The organism is Pseudidiomarina fusca (assembly GCF_032227045.1).
GTDB lineage: Bacteria > Pseudomonadota > Gammaproteobacteria > Enterobacterales > Alteromonadaceae > Pseudidiomarina > Pseudidiomarina fusca.
Map to the genome: position 1 here is coordinate 1 of NZ_JANFPJ010000014.1, position 20,979 is coordinate 20,979.

At 50.5% G+C, this 20,979-nt stretch carries 21 protein-coding genes; 18 read left to right on the forward strand and 3 right to left on the reverse strand.

Annotated features, from left to right (window positions below):
- Nucleotides 1-74: 74 nt before the first annotated feature.
- Nucleotides 75-2,663, reverse strand: a complete 2,589-nt coding sequence (gene acnB / locus NOG12_RS08350; RefSeq protein WP_313932960.1) for a bifunctional aconitate hydratase 2/2-methylisocitrate dehydratase — start codon at nucleotides 2,661-2,663, stop codon at nucleotides 75-77.
- Nucleotides 2,664-3,021: 358 nt separating this feature from the next.
- Between acnB and NOG12_RS08355 the strand changes: the two genes are divergently transcribed.
- From NOG12_RS08355 to NOG12_RS08380, 6 genes are read left to right on the forward strand one after another with little or no spacing between them, the layout of a single operon-like run.
- Entirely contained in the window at nucleotides 3,022-3,555 is a 534-nt protein-coding gene (locus NOG12_RS08355; RefSeq protein ID WP_313932961.1) for a hypothetical protein, read from the forward strand.
- A gap of 50 nt (nucleotides 3,556-3,605) precedes the next feature.
- Entirely contained in the window at nucleotides 3,606-4,241 is a 636-nt protein-coding gene (locus NOG12_RS08360; RefSeq protein ID WP_313932962.1) for a hypothetical protein, read from the forward strand.
- Nucleotides 4,198-5,463 carry a COG3014 family protein gene (locus NOG12_RS08365; RefSeq protein WP_313932963.1) on the forward strand — a complete coding sequence of 422 codons (1,266 nt, stop codon included), beginning with the start codon at nucleotides 4,198-4,200 and terminating at the stop codon, nucleotides 5,461-5,463. Before NOG12_RS08360 ends, NOG12_RS08365 begins: the two co-directional genes overlap by 44 nt.
- Before the next feature lie 50 nt (nucleotides 5,464-5,513).
- Entirely contained in the window at nucleotides 5,514-5,990 is a 477-nt protein-coding gene (locus NOG12_RS08370) for a putative periplasmic lipoprotein (RefSeq protein ID WP_313932964.1), read from the forward strand.
- Between the two features lies 1 nt (nucleotide 5,991).
- Complete coding sequence (locus NOG12_RS08375; RefSeq protein ID WP_313932965.1) at nucleotides 5,992-6,927, forward strand: hypothetical protein; 936 nt, start codon at nucleotides 5,992-5,994, stop codon at nucleotides 6,925-6,927.
- Entirely contained in the window at nucleotides 6,911-8,242 is a 1,332-nt protein-coding gene (locus tag NOG12_RS08380; protein WP_313932966.1) for a S41 family peptidase, read from the forward strand. Before NOG12_RS08375 ends, NOG12_RS08380 begins: the two co-directional genes overlap by 17 nt.
- On the opposite strand, the gene NOG12_RS08385 is transcribed toward NOG12_RS08380, so the two are convergent.
- Nucleotides 8,239-10,044 (reverse strand): DUF885 domain-containing protein, encoded by a 1,806-nt coding sequence (locus NOG12_RS08385; RefSeq protein WP_313932967.1) that lies wholly within the window; start codon nucleotides 10,042-10,044, stop codon nucleotides 8,239-8,241. The two genes, NOG12_RS08380 and NOG12_RS08385, sit on opposite strands and share 4 nt — an antisense overlap.
- A 166-nt stretch (nucleotides 10,045-10,210) precedes the next feature.
- Between NOG12_RS08385 and NOG12_RS08390 the strand changes: the two genes are divergently transcribed.
- On the forward strand, nucleotides 10,211-11,134 hold the full coding sequence (locus NOG12_RS08390; RefSeq protein ID WP_313932968.1) for a Dyp-type peroxidase: 924 nt from the start codon (nucleotides 10,211-10,213) through the stop codon (nucleotides 11,132-11,134).
- On the opposite strand, the gene argR is transcribed toward NOG12_RS08390, so the two are convergent.
- Nucleotides 11,131-11,598 carry a transcriptional regulator ArgR gene (gene argR / locus NOG12_RS08395; protein WP_313932969.1) on the reverse strand — a complete coding sequence of 156 codons (468 nt, stop codon included), beginning with the start codon at nucleotides 11,596-11,598 and terminating at the stop codon, nucleotides 11,131-11,133. The genes NOG12_RS08390 and argR overlap by 4 nt on opposite strands.
- 179 nt (nucleotides 11,599-11,777) lie before the next feature.
- On the opposite strand from argR, the gene mdh reads away from it, so the two are divergent.
- The 11 genes from mdh (at nucleotide 11,778) to NOG12_RS08450 (ending at nucleotide 20,979) form a co-directional block, all read left to right on the forward strand.
- A complete protein-coding gene (mdh, locus tag NOG12_RS08400) occupies nucleotides 11,778-12,710 on the forward strand; it encodes a malate dehydrogenase (RefSeq protein WP_153826392.1) in 933 nt (310 codons plus the stop codon).
- A gap of 108 nt (nucleotides 12,711-12,818) precedes the next feature.
- The gene (gene rrtA, locus NOG12_RS08405; protein ID WP_153826391.1) at nucleotides 12,819-13,295 is read left to right on the forward strand and encodes a rhombosortase; all 477 of its coding nucleotides are present in this window, start codon (nucleotides 12,819-12,821) and stop codon (nucleotides 13,293-13,295) included.
- 32 nt (nucleotides 13,296-13,327) lie between these two features.
- Nucleotides 13,328-14,299 (forward strand): octaprenyl diphosphate synthase, encoded by a 972-nt coding sequence (ispB, locus tag NOG12_RS08410; RefSeq protein WP_313932970.1) that lies wholly within the window; start codon nucleotides 13,328-13,330, stop codon nucleotides 14,297-14,299.
- A 200-nt stretch (nucleotides 14,300-14,499) separates the two neighbouring features.
- Complete coding sequence (gene rplU, locus NOG12_RS08415) at nucleotides 14,500-14,811, forward strand: 50S ribosomal protein L21 (protein ID WP_055439239.1); 312 nt, start codon at nucleotides 14,500-14,502, stop codon at nucleotides 14,809-14,811.
- Between the two features lie 17 nt (nucleotides 14,812-14,828).
- Nucleotides 14,829-15,086, forward strand: coding sequence for a 50S ribosomal protein L27 (gene rpmA / locus NOG12_RS08420; RefSeq protein WP_055439238.1), 258 nt, complete (start codon nucleotides 14,829-14,831; stop codon nucleotides 15,084-15,086).
- Between the two features lie 83 nt (nucleotides 15,087-15,169).
- Nucleotides 15,170-16,348: an Obg family GTPase CgtA gene (gene cgtA, locus NOG12_RS08425; protein WP_313932971.1), complete on the forward strand. Its 1,179-nt coding sequence runs from the start codon at nucleotides 15,170-15,172 to the stop codon at nucleotides 16,346-16,348.
- A 12-nt stretch (nucleotides 16,349-16,360) separates the two neighbouring features.
- Complete coding sequence (folA, locus tag NOG12_RS08430; RefSeq protein ID WP_313932972.1) at nucleotides 16,361-16,861, forward strand: type 3 dihydrofolate reductase; 501 nt, start codon at nucleotides 16,361-16,363, stop codon at nucleotides 16,859-16,861.
- A gap of 154 nt (nucleotides 16,862-17,015) precedes the next feature.
- Complete coding sequence (locus NOG12_RS08435; RefSeq protein ID WP_313932973.1) at nucleotides 17,016-17,483, forward strand: DUF3718 domain-containing protein; 468 nt, start codon at nucleotides 17,016-17,018, stop codon at nucleotides 17,481-17,483.
- A 110-nt stretch (nucleotides 17,484-17,593) separates the two neighbouring features.
- Nucleotides 17,594-19,090, forward strand: coding sequence for an alpha/beta hydrolase (locus NOG12_RS08440; RefSeq protein ID WP_313932974.1), 1,497 nt, complete (start codon nucleotides 17,594-17,596; stop codon nucleotides 19,088-19,090).
- Nucleotides 19,091-19,099: 9 nt separating this feature from the next.
- On the forward strand, nucleotides 19,100-19,834 hold the full coding sequence (locus NOG12_RS08445; RefSeq protein ID WP_110076696.1) for an ABC transporter ATP-binding protein: 735 nt from the start codon (nucleotides 19,100-19,102) through the stop codon (nucleotides 19,832-19,834).
- Nucleotides 19,831-20,979, forward strand: coding sequence for an ABC transporter permease (locus tag NOG12_RS08450; protein WP_313932975.1), 1,149 nt, complete (start codon nucleotides 19,831-19,833; stop codon nucleotides 20,977-20,979). The genes NOG12_RS08445 and NOG12_RS08450 overlap by 4 nt, the downstream gene beginning before the upstream one ends.

Below are 20,979 nucleotides of genomic sequence, written 5' to 3' on the forward strand. Positions count from 1 at the left end.
TCGGTCAACCGATCGCTAAAATATTTCTTAACTGATCGGCATTAGACCAAGGGCCAGCTCTTTTTTTACTTACATTAACCTAGGTTAATGGTTGGAATGATGTTTGCTTTCGCCGCGGCTTCAGCCGCACGGAAGGCATCCATTTGATCAAAGTTTAAGTACTTATAAACTTCGCCAGCCATTGAGTTAATGTCTTTAGCGTATTCCATGTACTCTGCAGGCGTTGGTAATTTACCTAAAATCGCACCCACGGCAGCTAATTCAGCTGAAGTTAAGTACACGTTAGCGCCGTCGCCTAAACGGTTCGGGAAGTTACGCGTAGAGGTAGATAATACCGTTGCACCTGGCTCCACTCGTGCTTGGTTACCCATACACAATGAACAGCCTGGCATTTCAGTGCGCACGCCATTGTTTGCGTAGATGTTGTAGTAACCTTCTTCACGTAGTTGCGCTTCGTCCATCTTGGTTGGCGGCGCAATCCACAGACGCGTGTTGAGCTCTTCGGTGTTTTTCTCTAACAACTTACCAGCTGCACGGAAGTGACCAATGTTGGTCATACAAGAACCAATAAACACTTCGTCTACTTTATCGCCAGCAACTTCGCTTAAGAACTTAGCGTCGTCTGGGTCGTTTGGACAACAAACAATCGGCTCTTTAATATCAGCTAAATCGATCTCGATAACTGCGGTGTATTCAGCGTCAGCATCAGCACGCATTAATTGCGGGTTCGCTAACCATTCTTCCATTTTACGTGCGCGACGCTCAAGGGTACGGGCATCGCCGTAGCCTTCGTTGATCATCCAACGCAACATGGTGATGTTAGAACGCAAGTACTCAGCGACCGACTCTTCTGACAAGTTGATGGTACAACCCGCAGCTGAACGCTCAGCTGACGCATCAGATAATTCAAAGGCTTGCTCAACGGTTAAGTGATCAAGGCCTTCGATTTCTAAGATGCGGCCAGAGAAGATGTTTTTCTTGCCGCGTTTTTCTACGGTCAACAAACCTTCTTTGATAGCAAAGGCAGGAATCGCATGAACCAAATCACGTAAGGTGATACCAGGCTGCATCTCGCCTTTAAAGCGCACCAATACTGATTCAGGCATATCTAGTGGCATGACGCCGGTAGCAGCTGCGAAAGCAACCAAGCCTGAACCTGCTGGGAATGAAATACCTAGCGGGAAACGGGTGTGTGAGTCGCCACCAGTACCTACGGTATCGGGTAACAACATGCGGTTTAACCAGCTGTGGATGATACCGTCACCTGGACGCAAGCTTACGCCGCCACGGTTCATGATGAAATCAGGCAGAGTATGCTGGGTTTCAATATCAACCGGTTTTGGATAAGCCGCGGTATGGCAGAATGACTGCATGGTCAAATCAGCAGTAAAGCCTAAACAAGCTAAATCTTTTAGCTCGTCACGTGTCATTGGGCCGGTGGTGTCTTGTGAGCCCACGGTGGTCATTTTCGGCTCGCAATAAGTACCCGGACGGACGCCAGCCATACCACAAGCCTTACCGACCATTTTCTGCGCTAAGGTGTAGCCTTTACCTGTATCTGCTGGCTGCTCTGGCTTCAAGAATAGCTCAGACGGACCTAAACCTAGAGCTTCGCGAGCTTTTTCAGTTAAACCACGACCGATGATCAGGTTGATCCGACCGCCAGCACGTACTTCGTCTAAAATCACGCGTGAGGCATAGTCGTACTCAGCAATCACTTCGCCAGCTTCGTTTTCAATTTTGCCAGCATAAGGGTAGATGGTAATCACATCACCCATGTTCATTTTTTCGACGTCTGCTTCAAACACTAACGCACCGGCGTCTTTCATGGTGTTGAAGAAGATTGGTGCTACTTTGCCACCAATACAGATACCACCAGCACGCTTGTTTGGCGTACCAGGCATGTCTTCACCAATAAACCACAACACTGAGTTGGTGGCTGATTTACGTGATGAACCTGTACCAACCACGTCACCTACAAACGCGACAGGGTGGCCTTTTTGCTTCAGTTCTTCAATTTGCTTAGCCGCGTCAGTAATACCTTCGCGTGGCATTTTGTACATGGCTTTGGCATGTAATGGGATATCTGGACGAGACCAAGCGTCTGGCGCTGGTGACAAGTCGTCGGTGTTAGTTTCACCAGTGACTTTGAAGACGGTAGTTTTGATTGCTTCAGGCAATTCATCACGGCTGGTAAACCATTCAGCGTCAGCCCAAGATTCAATCACTTGCTTGGCTAGCTGGTTACCCTTTTTCATTTTCTCTTCCACATCGTGGAAGGCATCGAACATCAGTAGGGTATGCTTCAATTCTTCTGCGGCTAACTCGCCTAATTCAGCGTCGTCTAGCAGCTCTACTAGGGTCACGATGTTATAACCACCGTGCATGTTACCTAACAGAGCAACAGCTGCTTCTCTGCTAACGATCGGGCTACTGGTTTCGCCTTTAACGATGGCTGATAAAAAGCCGGCTTTAACATAAGCAGCTTCGTCTACGCCTGGCGGTACACGCTCAGACACTAGCTCGACTAGGAAGTCTTCTTCGCCCGCTGGTGGGTTTTTTAATAATTCTACTAAATCAGCAACTTGCTCTGCTGTCAGTGGCTTTGGCGGAATGCCTTCTGCGGCCCGCTCTTCGACATGCTTACGATATTCTTGCAGCACTGGGTACCCCTTTTGCTGTTGCGGTTAATAAAGTGCCACGAATTATACGGGCTTTTGTTACATATTTGAATTGGCATAAGTGTTTTCCCGCATATTTTTGCGATAAACATGATGAATACTAAACAAGTAAGACATAACTAATAATTAAAATTGATATCAAAACAAGCGGTTAAACATTTGTGATAGCTGTCGCCTTGATAAAATAGGAACTTTGCATAATCTTTACTTTGTTGCCTGTAAATCAAGCAGCACCAATAACAAAAGTTATGATTAATCCTAGGTTTTACGGCTGTTTCAATGAAATCTCCTATTAAATCATAACGATTAGACAAAACTTTGAGCTCAATGGAGAGCTGTTATGAACAACATCAAATTACTAGTTGCCGTATGCCTATCCTTGTTACTGACCGCCTGTGCTATGGGGCCGCAATTGGCCCAGCCTAATCAACTAAGATCGCCAACCCCAATTCAAGATAACAGTGGTAGTTACATGAGCCCCTACACCTCAGACGGGGTGCTAGCCGAGTGGGTTAATAACGCCCGAAATGCCGAAATGGGTAGTTCTATCGGTGGTATGGCCGGAGCCTATGCAGGCCAAAAGCTAGCTGAAAATATTCCTTTCTTTGGTGGCATGCTCGGTCAGGCTGTAGGTGAAAGTATCGGCCGCGAAGTGGCGCTAGAGATGGCCGGTGGCGAAGAAGTGATTCGTGGTAGCTCAGATATCTCGTTTAACTCGCTGCAAGATCTGGCGGTTTGGATGTATGTGAATCACTCCTCTCATCCGCACTATCAAGATGCTCTTAATTCAGTGATGTCGATTTATCCAGAAATGAAAACCAACTACATGCAGTACCTGTATAACGCCTCAGCTGGGGCGGGTGTCGGTTACTAACTTGAACCTACCCATCAGCCTATCAAACAAGCTGCAATGAGGACGTTACCATGAGACAGTTCGTATTAACCGGCATCATGCTTATCGGTGGGCTCTTGCTCACCGGTTGCGGTGCTACCAAGATTGATAACAGCGCCGGCCGCGCCACCGTCTATGAAGATGCACGGTCACCGGGAAAAATCCAAGGGGTAGGCGTTGAGTCCCAAGACATCATGGCGGTCACCGACCAAATGATGCGCGATATGCTCAGCAACCCGCAATTGGTGAATCGCGAGATCGCCCCCCGCATCATTATCGACAGCGAATATTTTACCAACGAGAGCTCGTCGCGCATCAACAAAAACATGCTCACCGACCGCTTACGCATCAACCTGAATCGTGCCGCCAATGGTCGACTCACCTTCGTCGGCCGGGAATTTGCCGACATGGTTGAGAAAGAGCGTGAACTGAAGCGGATGGGCGTGGTGGATGGCGGTACCATTCGTAGCACCCAAGCTACTGCTGGCGCAGATTTTCGCTTAGTGGGACGAATCATGTCCCTTGATGCGATGGATACCCGCAGCCAAGAGCGCTCGCGTTACCATCAAATTACCTTTGAGTTAATCGACCTAGAACTTGGCACTTATGTGTGGAGCGGCATGTATGAATTCCAGAAAACCGCGCAAGATGACATCATCTACCGCTAATACGGCAAAGCAAACGGTGCGGCTGGCGGGGCTGGCCGTTGTCAGTTTAGCGGTAGCCGCCTGTGGAGCCACGGGGCCAGCTACTTACCAACCCTTGCAGCTTAATCAGCAAGAGCAAAGCAGGGTGGCAGAGCAACCCAGCTATGCCCAAGCACAATATCAAAAGTTATTTGCCGAGGGTAAGCGTAACGAAGTGCTCAACCGCATGGAGATAGGTACCGCTGCTTTTTATCGGGGCGATCTCGATCTTGCGCGCGAGAACTTTGATGCTGCGTTAGCGGTGATTGAAACTGTGTATGCAGATAACCAAGCCGCACTTCAAGCGCGCAGCCTGTGGCACGAAGAAGGCCGCAAAGACTTCAAAGGTGAGCCCTACGAACGTGCTATGGCTTACTACTATCGCGGCCTGATTTACCTAGCTGACGGTGAGTACGACAATGCTCGCGCCAGTTTTATCAGCGGGCTGTTGCAAGATGCCTTTGCCGAAGAAGAACAGAATCGTGCAGATTTTGCGGTGTTACTGTTGCTGGCCGGCTGGTCGGCGCAAAAAATGGGCAGCCCCGGCTTAGCCGCCGAGGCGTACGCTGAGTTACAGCAATTGCGGCCAGATATCGTCATTCCGGATGCCAACGATAATGTGCTTGTGCTAGCTGAAACGGGCTTTGCGCCGCGTAAGTTAGCCGACGGTATGGGCCATTACGAGCTGGTGTTTCGCCCGGGGAAAAACTTCACCGAGAAACAAGTAACCCTAACCATGGCGGGCCAAACGCAACAGTTAGCTCCTATTGAGAGTGTGTATTGGCAAGCCACCTCACGTGGCGGTAGGCCAGTAGATGCGATTATTGAAGGCAAAGCTAGTTTTGCCAATACCACCGCGGATATTGGTGCGGATTTAGCTAAGTTAGGGGTAGCAGCACGAGTCTGGTCACCGGCAGTTGGCGGCAGTAGCGGGCAGGTGGGTAATACTTTGGCCTTGATTGGGGTGGCTAGCATGGCGTTATCGGCCAATGTTAAACCGCGCGCCGACACGCGTTATTGGGCTAGTTTGCCAGATGCCATTCATGTCAGCACCTTTTCCGGCTCGCCCACTGATATTAGTGATTGGCAGGCAACTTATGCAGATTTAGACGGACAGCCGGTTTCACTCCCGTCCGGGGTGTTTTGGCATTATCAAGATCAGCGTGGCAATCATCTGATTTGGCATAGCTCACGCGCGCGCTGAGTCAGCATTCTAAACAAGATGATGGCATCGGCAGCAAAAGGATAACAACAATGAACAGTCATTTAGGCACCAAGTTAGTAGCTATTGCAGCGGTCACCTTGCTGGCAGCAGGCTGCGGCAGTACCACCCAAAACGGCTACCAAGGCGCGCACCCAGTGCAGCGCACCACCACCAATGAATTGAACACCATCGTGTTTATTGATCACCAGCTTAACCGCACGGATATCACTAAAACCATCTTCGGTGAGCGGGTACAAGATACGGTTAAAGTAACTCTTGATCGCAGCGGCATCAGTAACAGCGCAACTGGGCAATTAGAAGTCTGGACCATGATTCGTAACCGTACCGACTACGATTTACAAATTGAAGGCAAGGCGTTGTTTTTTGATGCCAACCAAGCGCCTTTGATGGATGAAACCATGTGGCGGCGGGTGTATGTACCAGCCAATGGCACGGCTATCTATAAAGAAACCTCACTGAACGACCGTGCCGCCTACTTTTTAGTTGAGCTACGCGAAGGACGCTAACATGAACAGGTATGCTGATCGTTCGAGTGTTACTGGTAAGTTTTTAGGGCCCAGCAAGTTGCTGTTGGCGGCCTTGGGGCTAGGCCTGGCGACCTGGCCCGTAGCCAGTACTCCACTAAAGCAACAAGATGCCCCCGCCCAACCTATGCTTAAAGAGCCTTATTTTGACCGGGCTCGCGCCGAACGAGCAGCTCCTAAGCCCTTAATCAGGGTAGATGAGGCGACCTTTCGCACGGCCTATGAAGCAGCCGGACGCCCGCAACTGATCATGTTAGTGGGAGAGCCCTTCAGTGCCATGGTGTCGGATTGGCAGATGCAACGGCGGGTAAGTATCAATAGCCAAGCTACAGGTACCGAAGGCACCTTTACACCCAGCTCGCAAGATATCCAGATTGGGGTAGAGCAGCGACGTGGCCAAGGTGATTATCGCGACCCTATGCTCACGTCGGCACAATGGCAAGAGTATCAACGCGGCTATCAAGGCACCTTGCTTAAATACGGGGTGCGTTTGGTAAATCGGGCGGTGGCCATGCGGCTACTAGACGCCGAAATCCGCTCTAGTACCGAGCGTAATCCGCAGGATGACCAGCAGCGCCTAGAAATGGACATGCTGCGTAAACATACTAAGCTGTTGATAGAAGTCTTGCCCTACCGCGAGCAAACGTTGAACTACGAGCCGATTGGTTACCATATCAGCATGACCTCCATGACAGATGCCACCTTGCTGGCAGACGAGCGCATTAAAATTCCACAGGCAGCGCAGTCCTATCGAGGCCGAGCCGGTGGCTACAATTTAGAGCGTGAGCGCCAAGTGGCCGGTGTGAGCGCAAGCCGCGGCGGTTATCAAGTTATCGAGCAACCGCTAGAAATTTGGGCAGAACAAGGTGAACGAGCAGCAGAGGCGACGTTGCAGTTATTGTATGACAGGTATCTCTAAACGCTGCAGATTGGCGCTGGGCGGGTTGTTGCTGGCGCTCAGTGGTTGCACTGCGAGTTTAGCCCCACAACAGTTAGAGATTGCCGATGGGGTGTATTGGTCAGCCCAATACCACAGCTACCTTGAAGCCAACGACGGCCTGTTAACGCGCTATCAATATACGCCCAGCCAATGCTGGAGTGCCGATGCCGGCTTACTGCCACGGGTGTTTTCTAGTGCTTACAACCCTGGCCAGCACGAATGGGTAGGAGCGGGCCGCAACACCTTGGTGTTACGCCGTTTATCTGATGGCATACCGGTATTTTTTACCCGTGAGCCCTTGTTACCCGCTCCTTGTCGGCAACCACCCGAGGCCTCCGCCAGCGCCGTCATCGATACCTTAGCCGAGGTACTTACGCAGTTTCAGCATGGCCTAAGCCAAACGGAATTATTGCGCTGGCGCTATCAGGCGCAACGGCTGGATGTTCAACATAACCTTACCGATACGGATAAGTCCGTCGCTTTGTATCAACTGGTGCGCGAAGTCTTGGTAGATAGCGATGATCGCCACGCCTTTGTGCTGGCGCGCGAGCTTGGAGCTTATTATCGCGTTAACCCATTTAGCGTAGGCGAGGCGCAACGCGAATTATCCCGCCAGCAATGGCTGCAGGAGTTGCAACAAAGTGCGCTCTATAACGGTTGCGAACAAGCCTTGTGGTGGGGCCTGCTGAGCTCTGGCGAATATTATTTGGGCGTGTTACGCCTGCATGGTTTTACCAGCGTGCAACAAGGCCTGCAGCAGGTTAAAGTGAGTTATAGCGAGGCTGGTCAGCGCTGCTTACAACGCGCGTTAGATAAGCTCGCCAGCGATCTCAAAAAAGCCAGTCAGAGCCTTGGCAAGCCCCCCAGCTTACTCATAGATTTGCGTTTCAACGAAGGCGGCAGCCTGCTACTGGCCAGCCAACTAGCCTTGAGTTTGCAAGCGCAACCCTTACCTTTTGCGAGTATCAATCAGCATCAGCTAACCGAGCAACGGCGTCCCGATTTGAGTCGTCTGTATCAAGGGGGGCGGGTGTTAGTGAGTGAAATAACCGCCAGTGCCGCTGAACACCTAGCCCAAGCGCTGCGTTTACGCGGCTTTAGCTTGCATGGCCAAACCACTCGCGGGGCCTTCTCGCCAACCATTGTGAAGAGCTTACCCAATGGCTGGATCATCGGGGTCTCTATGTACGCCCCAGCCACCCTGCTTGACGGTCATGGTCAGGCGTTACCCGAAGGCGCCGGCTTAGTTCCCGATCAGGAATTGCCGGCGACTTGGGTATTTCCGGTGCGTTAGCTGTTAGCTTGCGTTTGCACGCTAGCATCAATCCAAGCCCGCACTTCTTGTTCCAAGACATCGAGCGGCACACTGCCGTTTTTCAGCACCTGATGGTGAAACTCGCGAATATCAAAACGAGCACCTAGGGCATCTTCGGCTTCAATGCGTAGCTTACGGATCAGCATCTCACCTAGTTTGTACGACAAAGCTTGCCCAGGCCAGGTAATGTATCGATCGATTTCTGTTTGCACGTTGTGCATACTCAGTGCCGTATTCGAAGCCATAAACTCCATCGCTTGGTCACGGCTCCAGCCCATGGCGTGCATGCCTGTATCTACCACCAATCGAGCGGCACGCCACATTTCGTAACTGAGCCGGCCAAAGTCACTGTAAGGGTCTTGATAAAATCCAGCTTCTTTACCTAGCCACTCGGCATACAAGCCCCAACCTTCGCCAAAAGCAGAAATGTACGTGTGGCGACGGTAAGCCGGTAAGTCTTCCATTTCACGCGCTAGCGCTCCCTGCAAGTGATGCCCAGGCACCGCCTCGTGCAAGGTTAACGCCTCCATCTGATACAGCGGGCGGCGATCCAGCGCATAGGTATTGACCCAATAAAAGCTGGCACGGTCATCACGGCCGGTACCGGCATAGCGGCCGGTGGTGTACTTAGGCGCAATCTCTGCTGGCACCGGGGCTATGCCATAGGGCTGGCGCGGCAGCAATTTAAAGAACTTAGGAAGCTCACCATCCATCTTCTTAGCAATATAAGACGCGTATTGCAGCAGCTCCTCGGCACTTTGCGGATAAAACTTCGGATCGCTGCGCAAATAATCAGTGAACTCTGCAAAACTGCCTTCAAAGCCAGTTTTTTCAATCACTAACGCCATCTCGTTACGGATACGTTTGACTTCAGCTAGGCCCATTTGATGGATCTCAGCAGGAGTCAAATCTAAGGTGGTGTAATGCTTGATGCGATTTTGGTAATAGTCAGCGCCGTTTGGTAGCTCACTCGCACCGATGCTGGTGCGACTACTGGGTAAATAATCCATCACCATGTAATTAAACAATTGCTGATAGGCAGGCACCACCTCGTCGTCAATGATGTCCTGCGCGCGGGCGCCAAATTGTTGCCACTGCTGGTCGCTAACAAACGCTGGTTTGGCTTCGGTGAAAGGGGCAAAGAACACGCTCTCACTTGGGTCTTGCACAATGTAGGCGCTGATACTTTCTTCAAAGCCCTTCATAGCCGCTTGTGGTTGACTGTAACCAGCCGCCAAGCCGCGTTGCAACCATGCAGTTTGTTGCTCTAAATAACGCGGAATAGATTGCAGCCGAGTTAAGTAATCTTGATAATCCTGGGCGCTGCGAAAGGCGGTGTTACTGACCATAAAACTAAGATTGCTATGAAAGCCACCCTCGGCATTGAGCGGTTGGTAATGGTCGTTGTAATCGTAGCTATCAACCGCATTTTGGAGCCGATAAACCAGCATTCGGTGGTTAATTTGCTGCTGGCGCGATAGCTCAGCTACCGGTACTTGCTGCAACTGTTGTAGCCATTGCCGTTGTTGCTCGGCGCGTGCGGTTACCGCCACTGGGCTCATATCCGTTAATTCTACCCCACGGCCTTGGTTCAAATAAGCCTGATAAATGCTATCAGCGAGCTCGCTAAAAGCTTGGTCAGCACTGGCCGCGCGGGTAACCGCAGTGGCGGCTGGCGCATCAGCGCTAGCAGTACCAGCACCACTACTAGCACAGCCTGAAAGGGTTACCGCTAAGGCAGCAACTAAAGCCGTTGATAAGTAAGACGAAGGGGTATGCATAGGTTCTCCAAAAAGACATTTATTTTGCTACACTACTTTTTTGCTACAAAGCTTGGCAGAATAGACTAACCAAACATAACATTGTGCGGGGCCAACGGATAATTGCAAACATTAATCGACCGATACGCGTTTTTTTTCGAGGAATTTACCAGGTAGGTAAGCGACCATGACGGCACAAGCACAATCAGGCGTATACGCAGAACCTAATTTGCACGGCATCACGTTACTGTTGAACGTGATGACTGATGAGGTGGAAACCGTGCGGCGCAAGCTGGCACGAGTGCCGATGTTACTCGAAGGCCTAGATGCACGTTTCTCTGAAGCCATGCTCAATGGCATGGTGGCCATCGGTAGTGATTATTGGGATATTCTTTACAGTCATGTGCGGCCGTTACAATTAACCGGCTTTCCTGAGGTGAGCGATGGCGACCGACAAGCGCCGCGGGAGTCTTTTGATTTATTACTCAACATTCGTTCAGATCGGTTCGATGTTAACTTTCAAGCAGCTCGCACCTTACTTGAATGGCTCGGTCATGACGTCGAGCTCGTTGAGCAGATCACCACCTTCAGATTTATGGATGGCCGTGATTTATTGGGCTTTATTGAAGCGCCTGATAACCCACGAGGGCTGCGTCGTCGGCAAGTGGCCTTGGTGCAGGACGATCCTGTGTTTGCCGCTGGTAGCTACATTTACTTGCAGAAGTTTCGGCACGATTTACGGCGCTGGGAACAGCTCAGCACCGATATGCAAGAGCATGTGATGGGGCGCAAGAAAGTGACGGGCGAGCGCATCAGTGAAGCCTTGCTAAGCCAAGTCAGCCACAGTCGCGCCGCGCGGTTACTGGATGCCAACGAGCAACCGTTAGAGCTGCTACGACAAAACATGCCATGGGGAAATTTGCGCGAGCAGGGCTTGTTAGGCTTGTATTGCACCGGCCAACCCAGCCACCTGCATACCTGGCTCAAACAACGTTATCTGGCCGATAGCCAAGGTGATTACGACCCGCTGCTAGATTACATCGAGGCCATCAGTAATAGCGCTTACTTCGCCCCGTCCGTTGATTTCTTACAGCAGCAAGGACAGCTCTAACTGACGCTATCGAACAACTGTTGCACGTTGCGCATGGTTTCTTCAATCTGCGCAACCTTCACCGGGGCAATAAAGATAGTATCGTCGCCGGCAATGGTGCCGAGCACGCCTTCTTGCTTGCCCACCGAATCTAACAACCGCGCAATCAACTGGGCGGCGCCAGGGGTGGTACGAATGATCACCATCACATCATTGTGTTGAATATCTAAAACAAGCTGCGTTAATGGCGCATGGGTGCTCGGGATGCCCAGCTCAGGCGGTAAACAATAGACCATTTCTTGGCGCGCATTGCGGGTGCGCACGGCGCCGTATTTGCTCAACATACGCGACACTTTAGACTGGCTAATGTTAGTAAAACCAAGCTCTTTTAGCTGTTCAACAATCTCTCCCTGCGAGCCATAACACTCCTCTTTGAGTAGCGCTTTGAAGGCTTCAATTAAATCAGCAGCTTTAGGGTCGGCCATGCGTATATCTCTCTATGATTTTCTGGTTGCTAGTTATTATTATGGATTTACAGAGTAGCTGCTGAGTGTACAGCAATACAAGATAAGCGCCTAGTCAGGCGGTCGCCCGTTGTATTTTTCGCTAAAAGAGAGTAGAGTTTTTGGCCTAAATTTCCCCACATAAATGGATGGAGTCTGAGATGAAAGTTGCAGTTTTAGGTGCAGCCGGTGGTATCGGTCAAGCACTATCATTACTTTTGAAAACCCAATTACCAGTTGGTACAGAGTTGGCTTTATACGATGTAGCGCCAGTTGTTCCTGGTGTTGCTGTCGATCTCAGCCACATCCCAACTGCGGTTAGCGTAAAAGGTTACGGCAAAGACGACCTAGCTTCTGCGTTAGTGGGCAGCGACATCGTATTAATCCCAGCTGGTGTACCACGTAAGCCAGGTATGGACCGTTCTGACCTGTTCAACATCAACGCTGGTATCGTTGCTAACCTGATCGAAGCTATTGCGGACAATTGCCCAACGGCTTGCATCGGCATTATCACCAACCCAGTGAATACTACCGTTGCTATCGCTAAAAAAGTGTTAGAGAAAAAAGGCGTTTACAACAAAAACAAATTGTTTGGTGTGACTACCTTAGACGTGATTCGTGCAGAAACGTTTGTGGCTGAAATTCACGGTAAAAACCCAGCTGAAGTCACAGTTCCTGTGATTGGTGGCCACAGCGGTACCACCATCCTGCCATTGTTGTCACAAACAGGCCTAAGCTTTACCGACGAGCAAATTGAAGCGCTAACTAAGCGTATTCAAAATGCGGGTACTGAAGTGGTTGAAGCTAAAGCTGGCGGCGGCTCTGCTACCTTATCTATGGGCCAAGCAGCAGCGCGCTTCTGCTTGTCACTGGTGAAGGCACTGCAAGGCGACAACAGCGTCGTAGAGTGCACTTACGTTGAAACCGACGGTAACGATGCCTTATTCTTCGCTCACCCAGTTCGCCTTGGCGCTAACGGTGTTGAAGAAATCCTGTCTTACGGCGAATTAAGCGCGTACGAAGAGAAAGCCAAAGCCGACATGTTAGACGGTTTGAAAAACGACATCCAAATTGGTTTAGACTTCGTTAAGTAAGCTAACCCATTGAAGACGTTCAAGCAGAGCCTATGGGTACCTAGTGCACTTAGCGCTCTGCTTGTTGTCTGTTATTACCTGCTAACACCTTGGCATTCCGCCTGGTTTATGGTCACCGCGCAAGTTTACGCAGGCGCTTGGTGGCAACCCCTCACCGCCAACCTGATGCATCATGACCAAGCCCATCTGTGGTTTAATGTCGCTGGTATTTGGATTGCTTGGCTGTTATTTCCGGCCCAATTGCAACGAAATCAAGACTGGTGGATCCTGCTCCCAGTAGCCATTGTAAGTAGCTTGAGCCAACTCTGGTTTGCCCCAGGCCACGAAATCTATGCCGGCTTTTCTGGCGCCTTGTATGGCTTATTCGCCTACGCCGCGTTGCAAGATGCGTTGGCTAAACAATGGATCGGCGCAGCTATCGTGCTAGGTATCCTGATCAAAAGCCTGCTTGATTTTAGCTTTCCTAGCTTGGTTGAAGGCATAGCTCTGTACGCCCATAGTGGCGGTATCGTTAGTGGATTTGTGCTAGCGCTGGTGGTTTTTCGCTGCTCCCAAGCAAAAAATAGTGTACAATCTGCGCCATGATTTTACTTGTGGCAGCTAAGCAGCACTAAGCAATGAACCTAAAACAGATCAATGCGTTAATGGCCGAAGACATGGCCGGCGTCAATCAATTAATTGGCAGCGAATTACAATCAGATGTAGCACTGATTAACCAACTCGGCTTATACATTGTGAATAGTGGCGGCAAACGCTTGCGCCCACTGTTAGCGGTAACTGCCGCACGTGCCGTGGGTTACCAAGGCCATGGCCATCTCACGTTAGCCACCATCGTCGAGTTTATCCACACCGCTACCTTGTTACATGACGATGTGGTTGATGCTTCTGAATTACGCCGCGGCGAAAAAACCGCCAATGCCGTGTTTGGCAACGAAGCCAGCGTACTCGTCGGCGACTTTTTATACACGCGCGCCTTTCAATTAATGGTCACCTTAAACTCCATGAAGGTGATGAAAATCCTAGCTGACGCCACCAATATTATTTCTGAAGGCGAAGTGCTGCAGTTGATGAACTGTAACGACCCGGACACTACAGAAACCAGCTACTTTGAGGTGATTTACGGCAAAACCGGCAAACTGTTTGAAGCGGCCACCCAGTTAGGCGCAGTACTGGCGGCTCAGCCGGAGCCCGTCGAAGCTGCCTTAGCAGCCTACGGCCGCCACCTTGGCACCGCTTTCCAGCTGGTCGATGACTTGTTGGATTACACCGCCGATAGCGACACTATGGGTAAACAAGCCGGTGATGACCTGGCCGAAGGTAAGCCAACGCTGCCGCTGTTGTACGCCATGTGGCACGGCAACGATAGCGAAGCTAACCTGATTCGACAAGCCATCGAGCAGGGCAATGGCCGCCAGCATTTAGCCGCGGTACTAGCTGCCATGCAGCGTACCGGCGCACTAGAATACACCCGTAACCGCGCCTTGGCCGAAGCCGAATTAGCCCAACAACAATTACAACAGCTACCGCCATCGCCTTATCGCGATGCGCTGCACGCCCTCGCCGCCATCGCCGTCGACCGGATCGCGTAATTTTAAGAGCAAGAGCGCGATTGGCTATAAGTCATTAGCTATTGGTTTGAAGAGCAAGAGCGGTTTTGTGTCGCACTTAATATCTAATAGCTAACAGCGTATTTGCACTTTACTCGCCTCGCGAGTTTATGTACAATTCGCGCCCAGATTTAAATAAAGAAACCCTCACCACCTCGGTGAGGATCAATCGGAGAAAATCTATGTACGCAGTATTCCAAAGTGGCGGTAAGCAACACCGTGTAACTGAAGGCCAAATCGTCCGCCTGGAAAAGCTGGAAGCAGCCACCGGTGATGTGGTTGAGTTCGATCAAGTATTAATGCTATCGAACGGTGACGACGTTAAAATCGGCGCACCTTTTGTTTCTGGTGGATCTATCAAGGCGGAAGTTATCAATCATGGTCGTGCAGACAAAGTGAACATTATCAAGTTCCGTCGTCGTAAGCACCACATGAAACGCCAAGGTCATCGTCAGTGGTTCACCGAAGTGAAAATCACTGGTATTAACGGTTAATTAAGGAGTAACGACAAATGGCACACAAGAAAGCCGCAGGCTCAACTCGTAACGGTCGTGACTCAGAAAGTAAACGTCTGGGTGTGAAACGCTTTGGTGGTGAATCAGTATTAGCTGGCAGCATCATCGTTCGTCAACGTGGTACTAAGTTCCACGCTGGTGATAACGTAGGTATCGGTCGTGACCATACTTTGTTCGCGTTAGCGGACGGCAAAGTTTCTTTTGCGGAAAAAGGTCCTAAAAACCGCAAATACGTAAGCATCGTTACTGAATAATTTCAGTTTAAACGAGCTCACGAAAGAAATAAGAAACCCCGTCCGATGTGGCGGGGTTTTTTCATGTAAGCAGGTAGGTAATCATGAAGTTTGTAGATGAAGTTCAAATTCGCGTAGAAGCAGGCGACGGCGGTAACGGCGTGGTAGGCTTTCGCCGTGAAAAATACATCCCAAAAGGGGGACCTGATGGGGGTGATGGCGGCGATGGCGGTGACGTTTATCTAGAAGCTGATGAAAATATCAATACCTTAATTGATTATCAGTTTGAGCGCTTTCATCGGGCTCAGCGCGGTGAAAACGGTTCAGGCAAAAACTGTACTGGTAAGCGTGGCGAAGATTTGGTGCTGAAGGTGCCTGTGGGTACCCGCGCTACCGATATCGAAACCGGCGAAGTACTGGGCGATTTAACTCGCCATGGGTTACGTAGAATGGTCGCCAAGGGCGGCTTTCACGGCCTTGGTAACGCTCGTTTTAAGAGCTCAACCAACCGCGCCCCACGGCAAAAAACCATGGGTACGCCGGGCGAAATTCGTAACCTAAAGTTAGAATTAATGCTGTTGGCTGACGTTGGTTTGCTGGGCATGCCAAATGCTGGTAAATCTACTTTTATTCGTTCCGTATCGGCGGCAAAACCTAAAGTAGCGGATTATCCGTTTACCACCTTGGTGCCTAACTTAGGCGTGGTACGTCCGGTGCCACATGCGAGCTTTGTGATCGCAGATATTCCAGGCTTGATTGAAGGTGCTGCTGAAGGCGCTGGCTTAGGTATTCGTTTCTTAAAGCATCTTGAGCGCTGCCGTTTGTTATTACATCTTGTTGATTTGGCTCCCTATGATGAGACAGATCCAGCTGAGCAAGCAGTAACGATCGTGCAAGAGTTAGAGAAATACAGCCCTGAGTTGGCTGCTAAACCGCGTTGGTTGGTGGTGAACAAAGTAGACTTGCTGTCTGAAGAAGAAATAGCCGAAGGCATTGCTCGAGTGAAAGAAGCTTTGCAATGGGACGGCCCAGTTTATCAGATCTCCGGCTTAGCTCATGTGAACACGGACGCTCTGTGTAAAGAGATCGTCAATTACTTAGAAGCACTGCCCAAGCCAACTCCAGAAGAAATGGAAGCCGAGGCTAAAGCTAACGTTGAGTTTAAGTGGGATGACTATCATAAGCAGCAATTAGAAGCTTATGAAGATGACTACGATGACGAAGACGATGATGACGATTTTGACGACGATGATTATGATGTCGAGGTCGTTTACCAGAAATAGGATGGAAAGCCCATGTTAATTGCTCTTGTTGCTGCGATGGCAGCCAATCGTGTGATCGGTAAAGATGGCGATATGCCATGGCATTTGCCAGCTGAGCTGAAGCACTTTAAGCAAGTAACCTTGGGCAAGCCTGTGGTGATGGGCCGTACCACCTATGAATCTATTGGGCGCCCATTACCCGGGCGCACCAACATTGTTTTAAGCCGTAAGCATCAGCAGCCTCATACCGATGAACTAGGAGTGATTTGGGTGAATAGCCCGCATTATGCGGTGCAAGCTGCCGGCCATGCCGATGAGCTGATGGTTATCGGCGGCGGCCATGTGTATGCTGAGTTTTTACCTCGTGCCGACAAACTCTACCTCACCAAAATCGATTTAGACACCGCCGGAGATACCTATTTTCCTGATTACCAAGCCGTCGCAGATTGGGACCTCATCGAAGCCGTTGAACACCCCGCCGATGCCAGTAACCCGCACGCATTTGTAACAGAAGTTTACCTACGCAAGAGTTAACGGCGAGATCGGAACGCAGCGCCTTTAAAGTGTAATTATTCTGTAAAGACCTCCGCATTAGTTAACATTTTATTCCGTTGCAAGCCCTGGCCACGCTCAGTAATATGATTGCAACAGTAGGTAGCTAAGATCAGCGAAAAGTTTAGCTGAAGATGTGAAGGGTAGGGTTGCGGTGCAGCGTTCTAGTTATTATGCAGTTCAAGTGACAGTCATGTTAGCCGTGGTGCTAGCGACACTTGTGGCTGCGCGCCCGGTGCAGGCCAAACCGCTGTTGCAACCTTACGACGAAAATCTGGTTCTTAGCCTATGCAGTTATGTGCGCGCCAACGATAGCATAGGTTTTCGCGACAAGCTGCGAGACTACCGTCTACGTATCCGCGATATCTATAGTGACGTGCGTTGCAACCATAGCACCATGATCCAATTCGCAATCGAACATCGTGCCGATGACATCGGCCGCCTTTTGGTGTTAAGCCTAAGCCCACGTGATTTAGCCGCCAATGGCGATGTCGATTGGGTGCGGCAACATAGCAGCAGTGTAGAAAAACCTACCAGCAGTTTCGCTAACGGTAATGTCATTGAACTGTTACGGCAGCGCATCGCTGACTACTCCCAAGAATAACCATCCAGCTTAAATAATCATTTACAGTTTAACGCTTCCCAGACTCTGTGCTTCTCGTTACACTTAGGCAACTTGTTACAATCGGATAACAACCTATGAGAACGAACGGAATGTCCACCATGCTGCTGACCAAACTAGCAGTGGCGTCTAGCTTATTGATGAGTTTGCTGTTGCCCGCCGTTGCGCAAACCGCACCTGAAGCCGACAGTACAGCTGCTACTAGCAGCACTCCCACCAGCAAATTAACCGGCTGCTACCTCAAAGGGATCAGCGAGCAGGTACAATGCGGAAGTTTATCGGTACCGCAAGATTATGCGGCGCCAGACGCTAAACAACTGACCATTAACTACGCAGTGTTACCAGCCGTCAGCGAAAGTAAACGTCCCGACCCCTTATTGATTTTAGCTGGTGGCCCCGGCCAAGCAGCGGTTGAGTTGGCGCCCATGATTAATCGCATCTTCGCTGAGGTGCGCAAACGTCGCGATATTTTGCTTATCGACCAGCGCGGTACCGGTCAGTCCGAGCCACTGAGCTGTAGCCTGAGTCACGAGCAAGAATTGGTAAAAACCGATGATGATGTAAAACTAGATGAGATGGCGCGTGAGTGTTTGGCGCAGTTTGAGCAATACGATCTTACTCAGTTCCATAGCTTGCATGCGATTAAAGATTTTGAGCAAGTACGCCAACATTTGGGTTATCAACAAGTTAACCTCTATGGCGGCTCTTACGGTAGCCGCGCCGGCTTAATCTACCTGCGTGAATTTCCGCAATCTGTGCGTACTGCTGTACTCGATGCCGTGGCACCACCTCAGGTGATTGTCGGGCCGTTCGGTCGTCATGGTGCTGACGCCTTCAATAAATTATTAGAGCAATGCCGCGCGAGTAGTGCCTGTGCGGATACCTTCCCTAACTTGGGCGACACTTACGTGCAGGTGTTAAAGCAGTTAGAGCAACAGCCGCAACTGATTAGCATTAAAGACCCGCTCACTAATGAGCCGTTAGAGATCATGGTCACTGCCGGGCGTTTTAGTAGCGTCATGCGGGTGGGTTTGTATCATCCCACCACCCGCCAAATGTTGCCGTACGTGATTGATCAAACCGCCAAAGCTAATTACACCCCGTTAGTGGGCTTGTTAGGCACCACTACTGCCCAGGCAGAAATTTACATGGGCCTGATGCTGTCCGTGCTTTGTAGCGAAGATCTAGCCCGCGCAACCCCAGAGCTGCTAGCTGCCGACGGCGATAATGATTTTATCGGCAGTCGCACCGGTGATGCTTTTGTACAAATGTGTTCCGTTTGGCCACAGGCCGAGCGGCCGAGCGAATGGTTCGCCCCAGTCGCAAGCGATATTCCAACGTTACTCTTGTCTGGCCGCTTAGATCCGGTCACGCCACCTACCTGGGGTGCCTTAGCGGCGCAGACCTTAACCAACAGCCGTCACGTGATTGCTGAGCATGGTTCACACATTATTGTTAGCCACACCTGTGCTAACCAATTAGTAGCCAAGTTCTTGGAAACTGCTGACCCAGCCGGGTTAGACACCAGCTGTATTGAAACGAAAAAGGCCGTGCCTTTTATTTTAAACAGCAACGGCAAAGGCTTATAGGGGGCTAGCATGATTGAAGTATCTGAACTACGGAAAAGCTTCGGTAAGGTGAATGCCCTCAATGGCTTAAGCTTTGTGGCCCCGGAGGGGCAAATCACCGGCTTGCTAGGCCCTAATGGTGCCGGCAAAACCACTTGTCTGCGTACCATTTACGGCTTGCTTAAGGCCGATAGTGGACATGCCCTTATTGATGGCATAGATACCAGTAAGCAACCCCTTGAAGCGCGTCGCAATATTGGCATCTTCCCGGATAAATTCGGGCTCTATGAGCGGCTCACCGCGCGCGAGCAAATCGCTTATTTCGCAGCCTTGCACGGGTTTAGTGGTGGCCAGCTTGAACAAGCAACCCAAACCGCGATTGACCGCCTAGATATGAGCGCCATCGCCGACCGTAAAGCCCAAGGCTTTTCGCAGGGTCAGCGAATGAAAGTCGCGCTGGCACAGGCTATTGTGCATCAGCCCAAGCACCTGATTTTAGACGAACCAAGCCGCGGCTTAGATGTGATGAGCACACGTATTTTGCGTGATCTGCTGCGTGATTTAAGAGCCCAGGGCACCAGTATCCTGTTCTCTAGCCATGTGATGCAAGAAGTCGCCGCACTGTGCGACCAAGTGGTGGTGATAGCTGCCGGTAAAGTAGCAGCGCAAGGCACCACCGAGCAATTATGCGAACTCACGGGTGAAACGGCTTTAGAAGAAGCCTTTGTTAAAATTATCGGAACTGACGAGGGCATTGCGGCATGAGCAACCCCATTGCAACTGTATGGCGTAAAGAACTGAAAGATGCCCTGCGTGATAAACGCTCGGTGATGGCGGCGATGTCTTATGCCTTTTTTGGTCCGCTGTTCATGGCCGTGGCCTTTTATTTTCTTATCAGCCAATTAACCGCCCCCAGTGATGTCGAAATTGATATCAGTGGCACGGATCACGCACCGGCGCTGGTCGAACACCTGAATCAACAGGGTATCGTCCAACGCGACAAACCTTGGCCTGCCGGTACTACTCCTATTGAGCTGGAGATTCCCGCCAACTGGGGCGAGCAAATCGGCAAAGGTATCCCCGTTGAAGTGATCATTACCGCGGATTTCAGTGCGCAGAAGCAGACCACAGATTTGCGTCGTCTGGAAAAAGCCATCTCGGCTTACGGCAACCAAATTGCTTTTATGCGATTACAAATGCGCGGAATTGATCCAAATGTCGCTAATCCGATTACTTTAATAAAGCATGACACTGCTACTCAAGGCTCGCGTGCAGCATTGTTGATGGGGAGTGTGCTGATTTTCTTCTTGATGTCAGTGTTTTTCTCCGGCATGAACGTAGCGATAGATATTAGTGCTGGCGAACGCGAGCGCAATTCCCTGGAACTACTGCTAGCGCAGCCGTTAAGTAGTCACCAATTGGTGTACGGTAAAGCGCTGGCAGCTAGTTGTTTTGCGATGTTCGGGGGCGTGTTATGCGTGTTGTTAACGCCTTTAGTGTTTCAATTTTTGCCGCTCCACGAAATCGGCATGAGTGTGTCCTTGTCGGCCGCTGATCTACTGCTCATCATTGCCCTGTTAGCCCCCTTAGCATTACTGGCTACGGCACTGCAATTGTTTGTGAGTTTCCGCGCCAAGAGCTTCAAAGAAGCCCAAACCTACATCTCGCTACTATTGATGGTGCCGATGATTGCAGTGTTTGGGGTAGAGTTTGCGCGCTTAAAAAGCCCAGCACTTTATTACCTACCAGTTACCGGACAGCATCAAGCCCTGTTAGATTTAATCAAAGGTGAGTCATTACAGTGGCTGCCATTGGGTTTAAGTGCCTTAGCGACACTGGTGGTATCTTGGATATTGATGCGCTTGATTGGCAAAATGCTGGCCAGCGAAAAAGTGGTGTTCGGGCTTTAA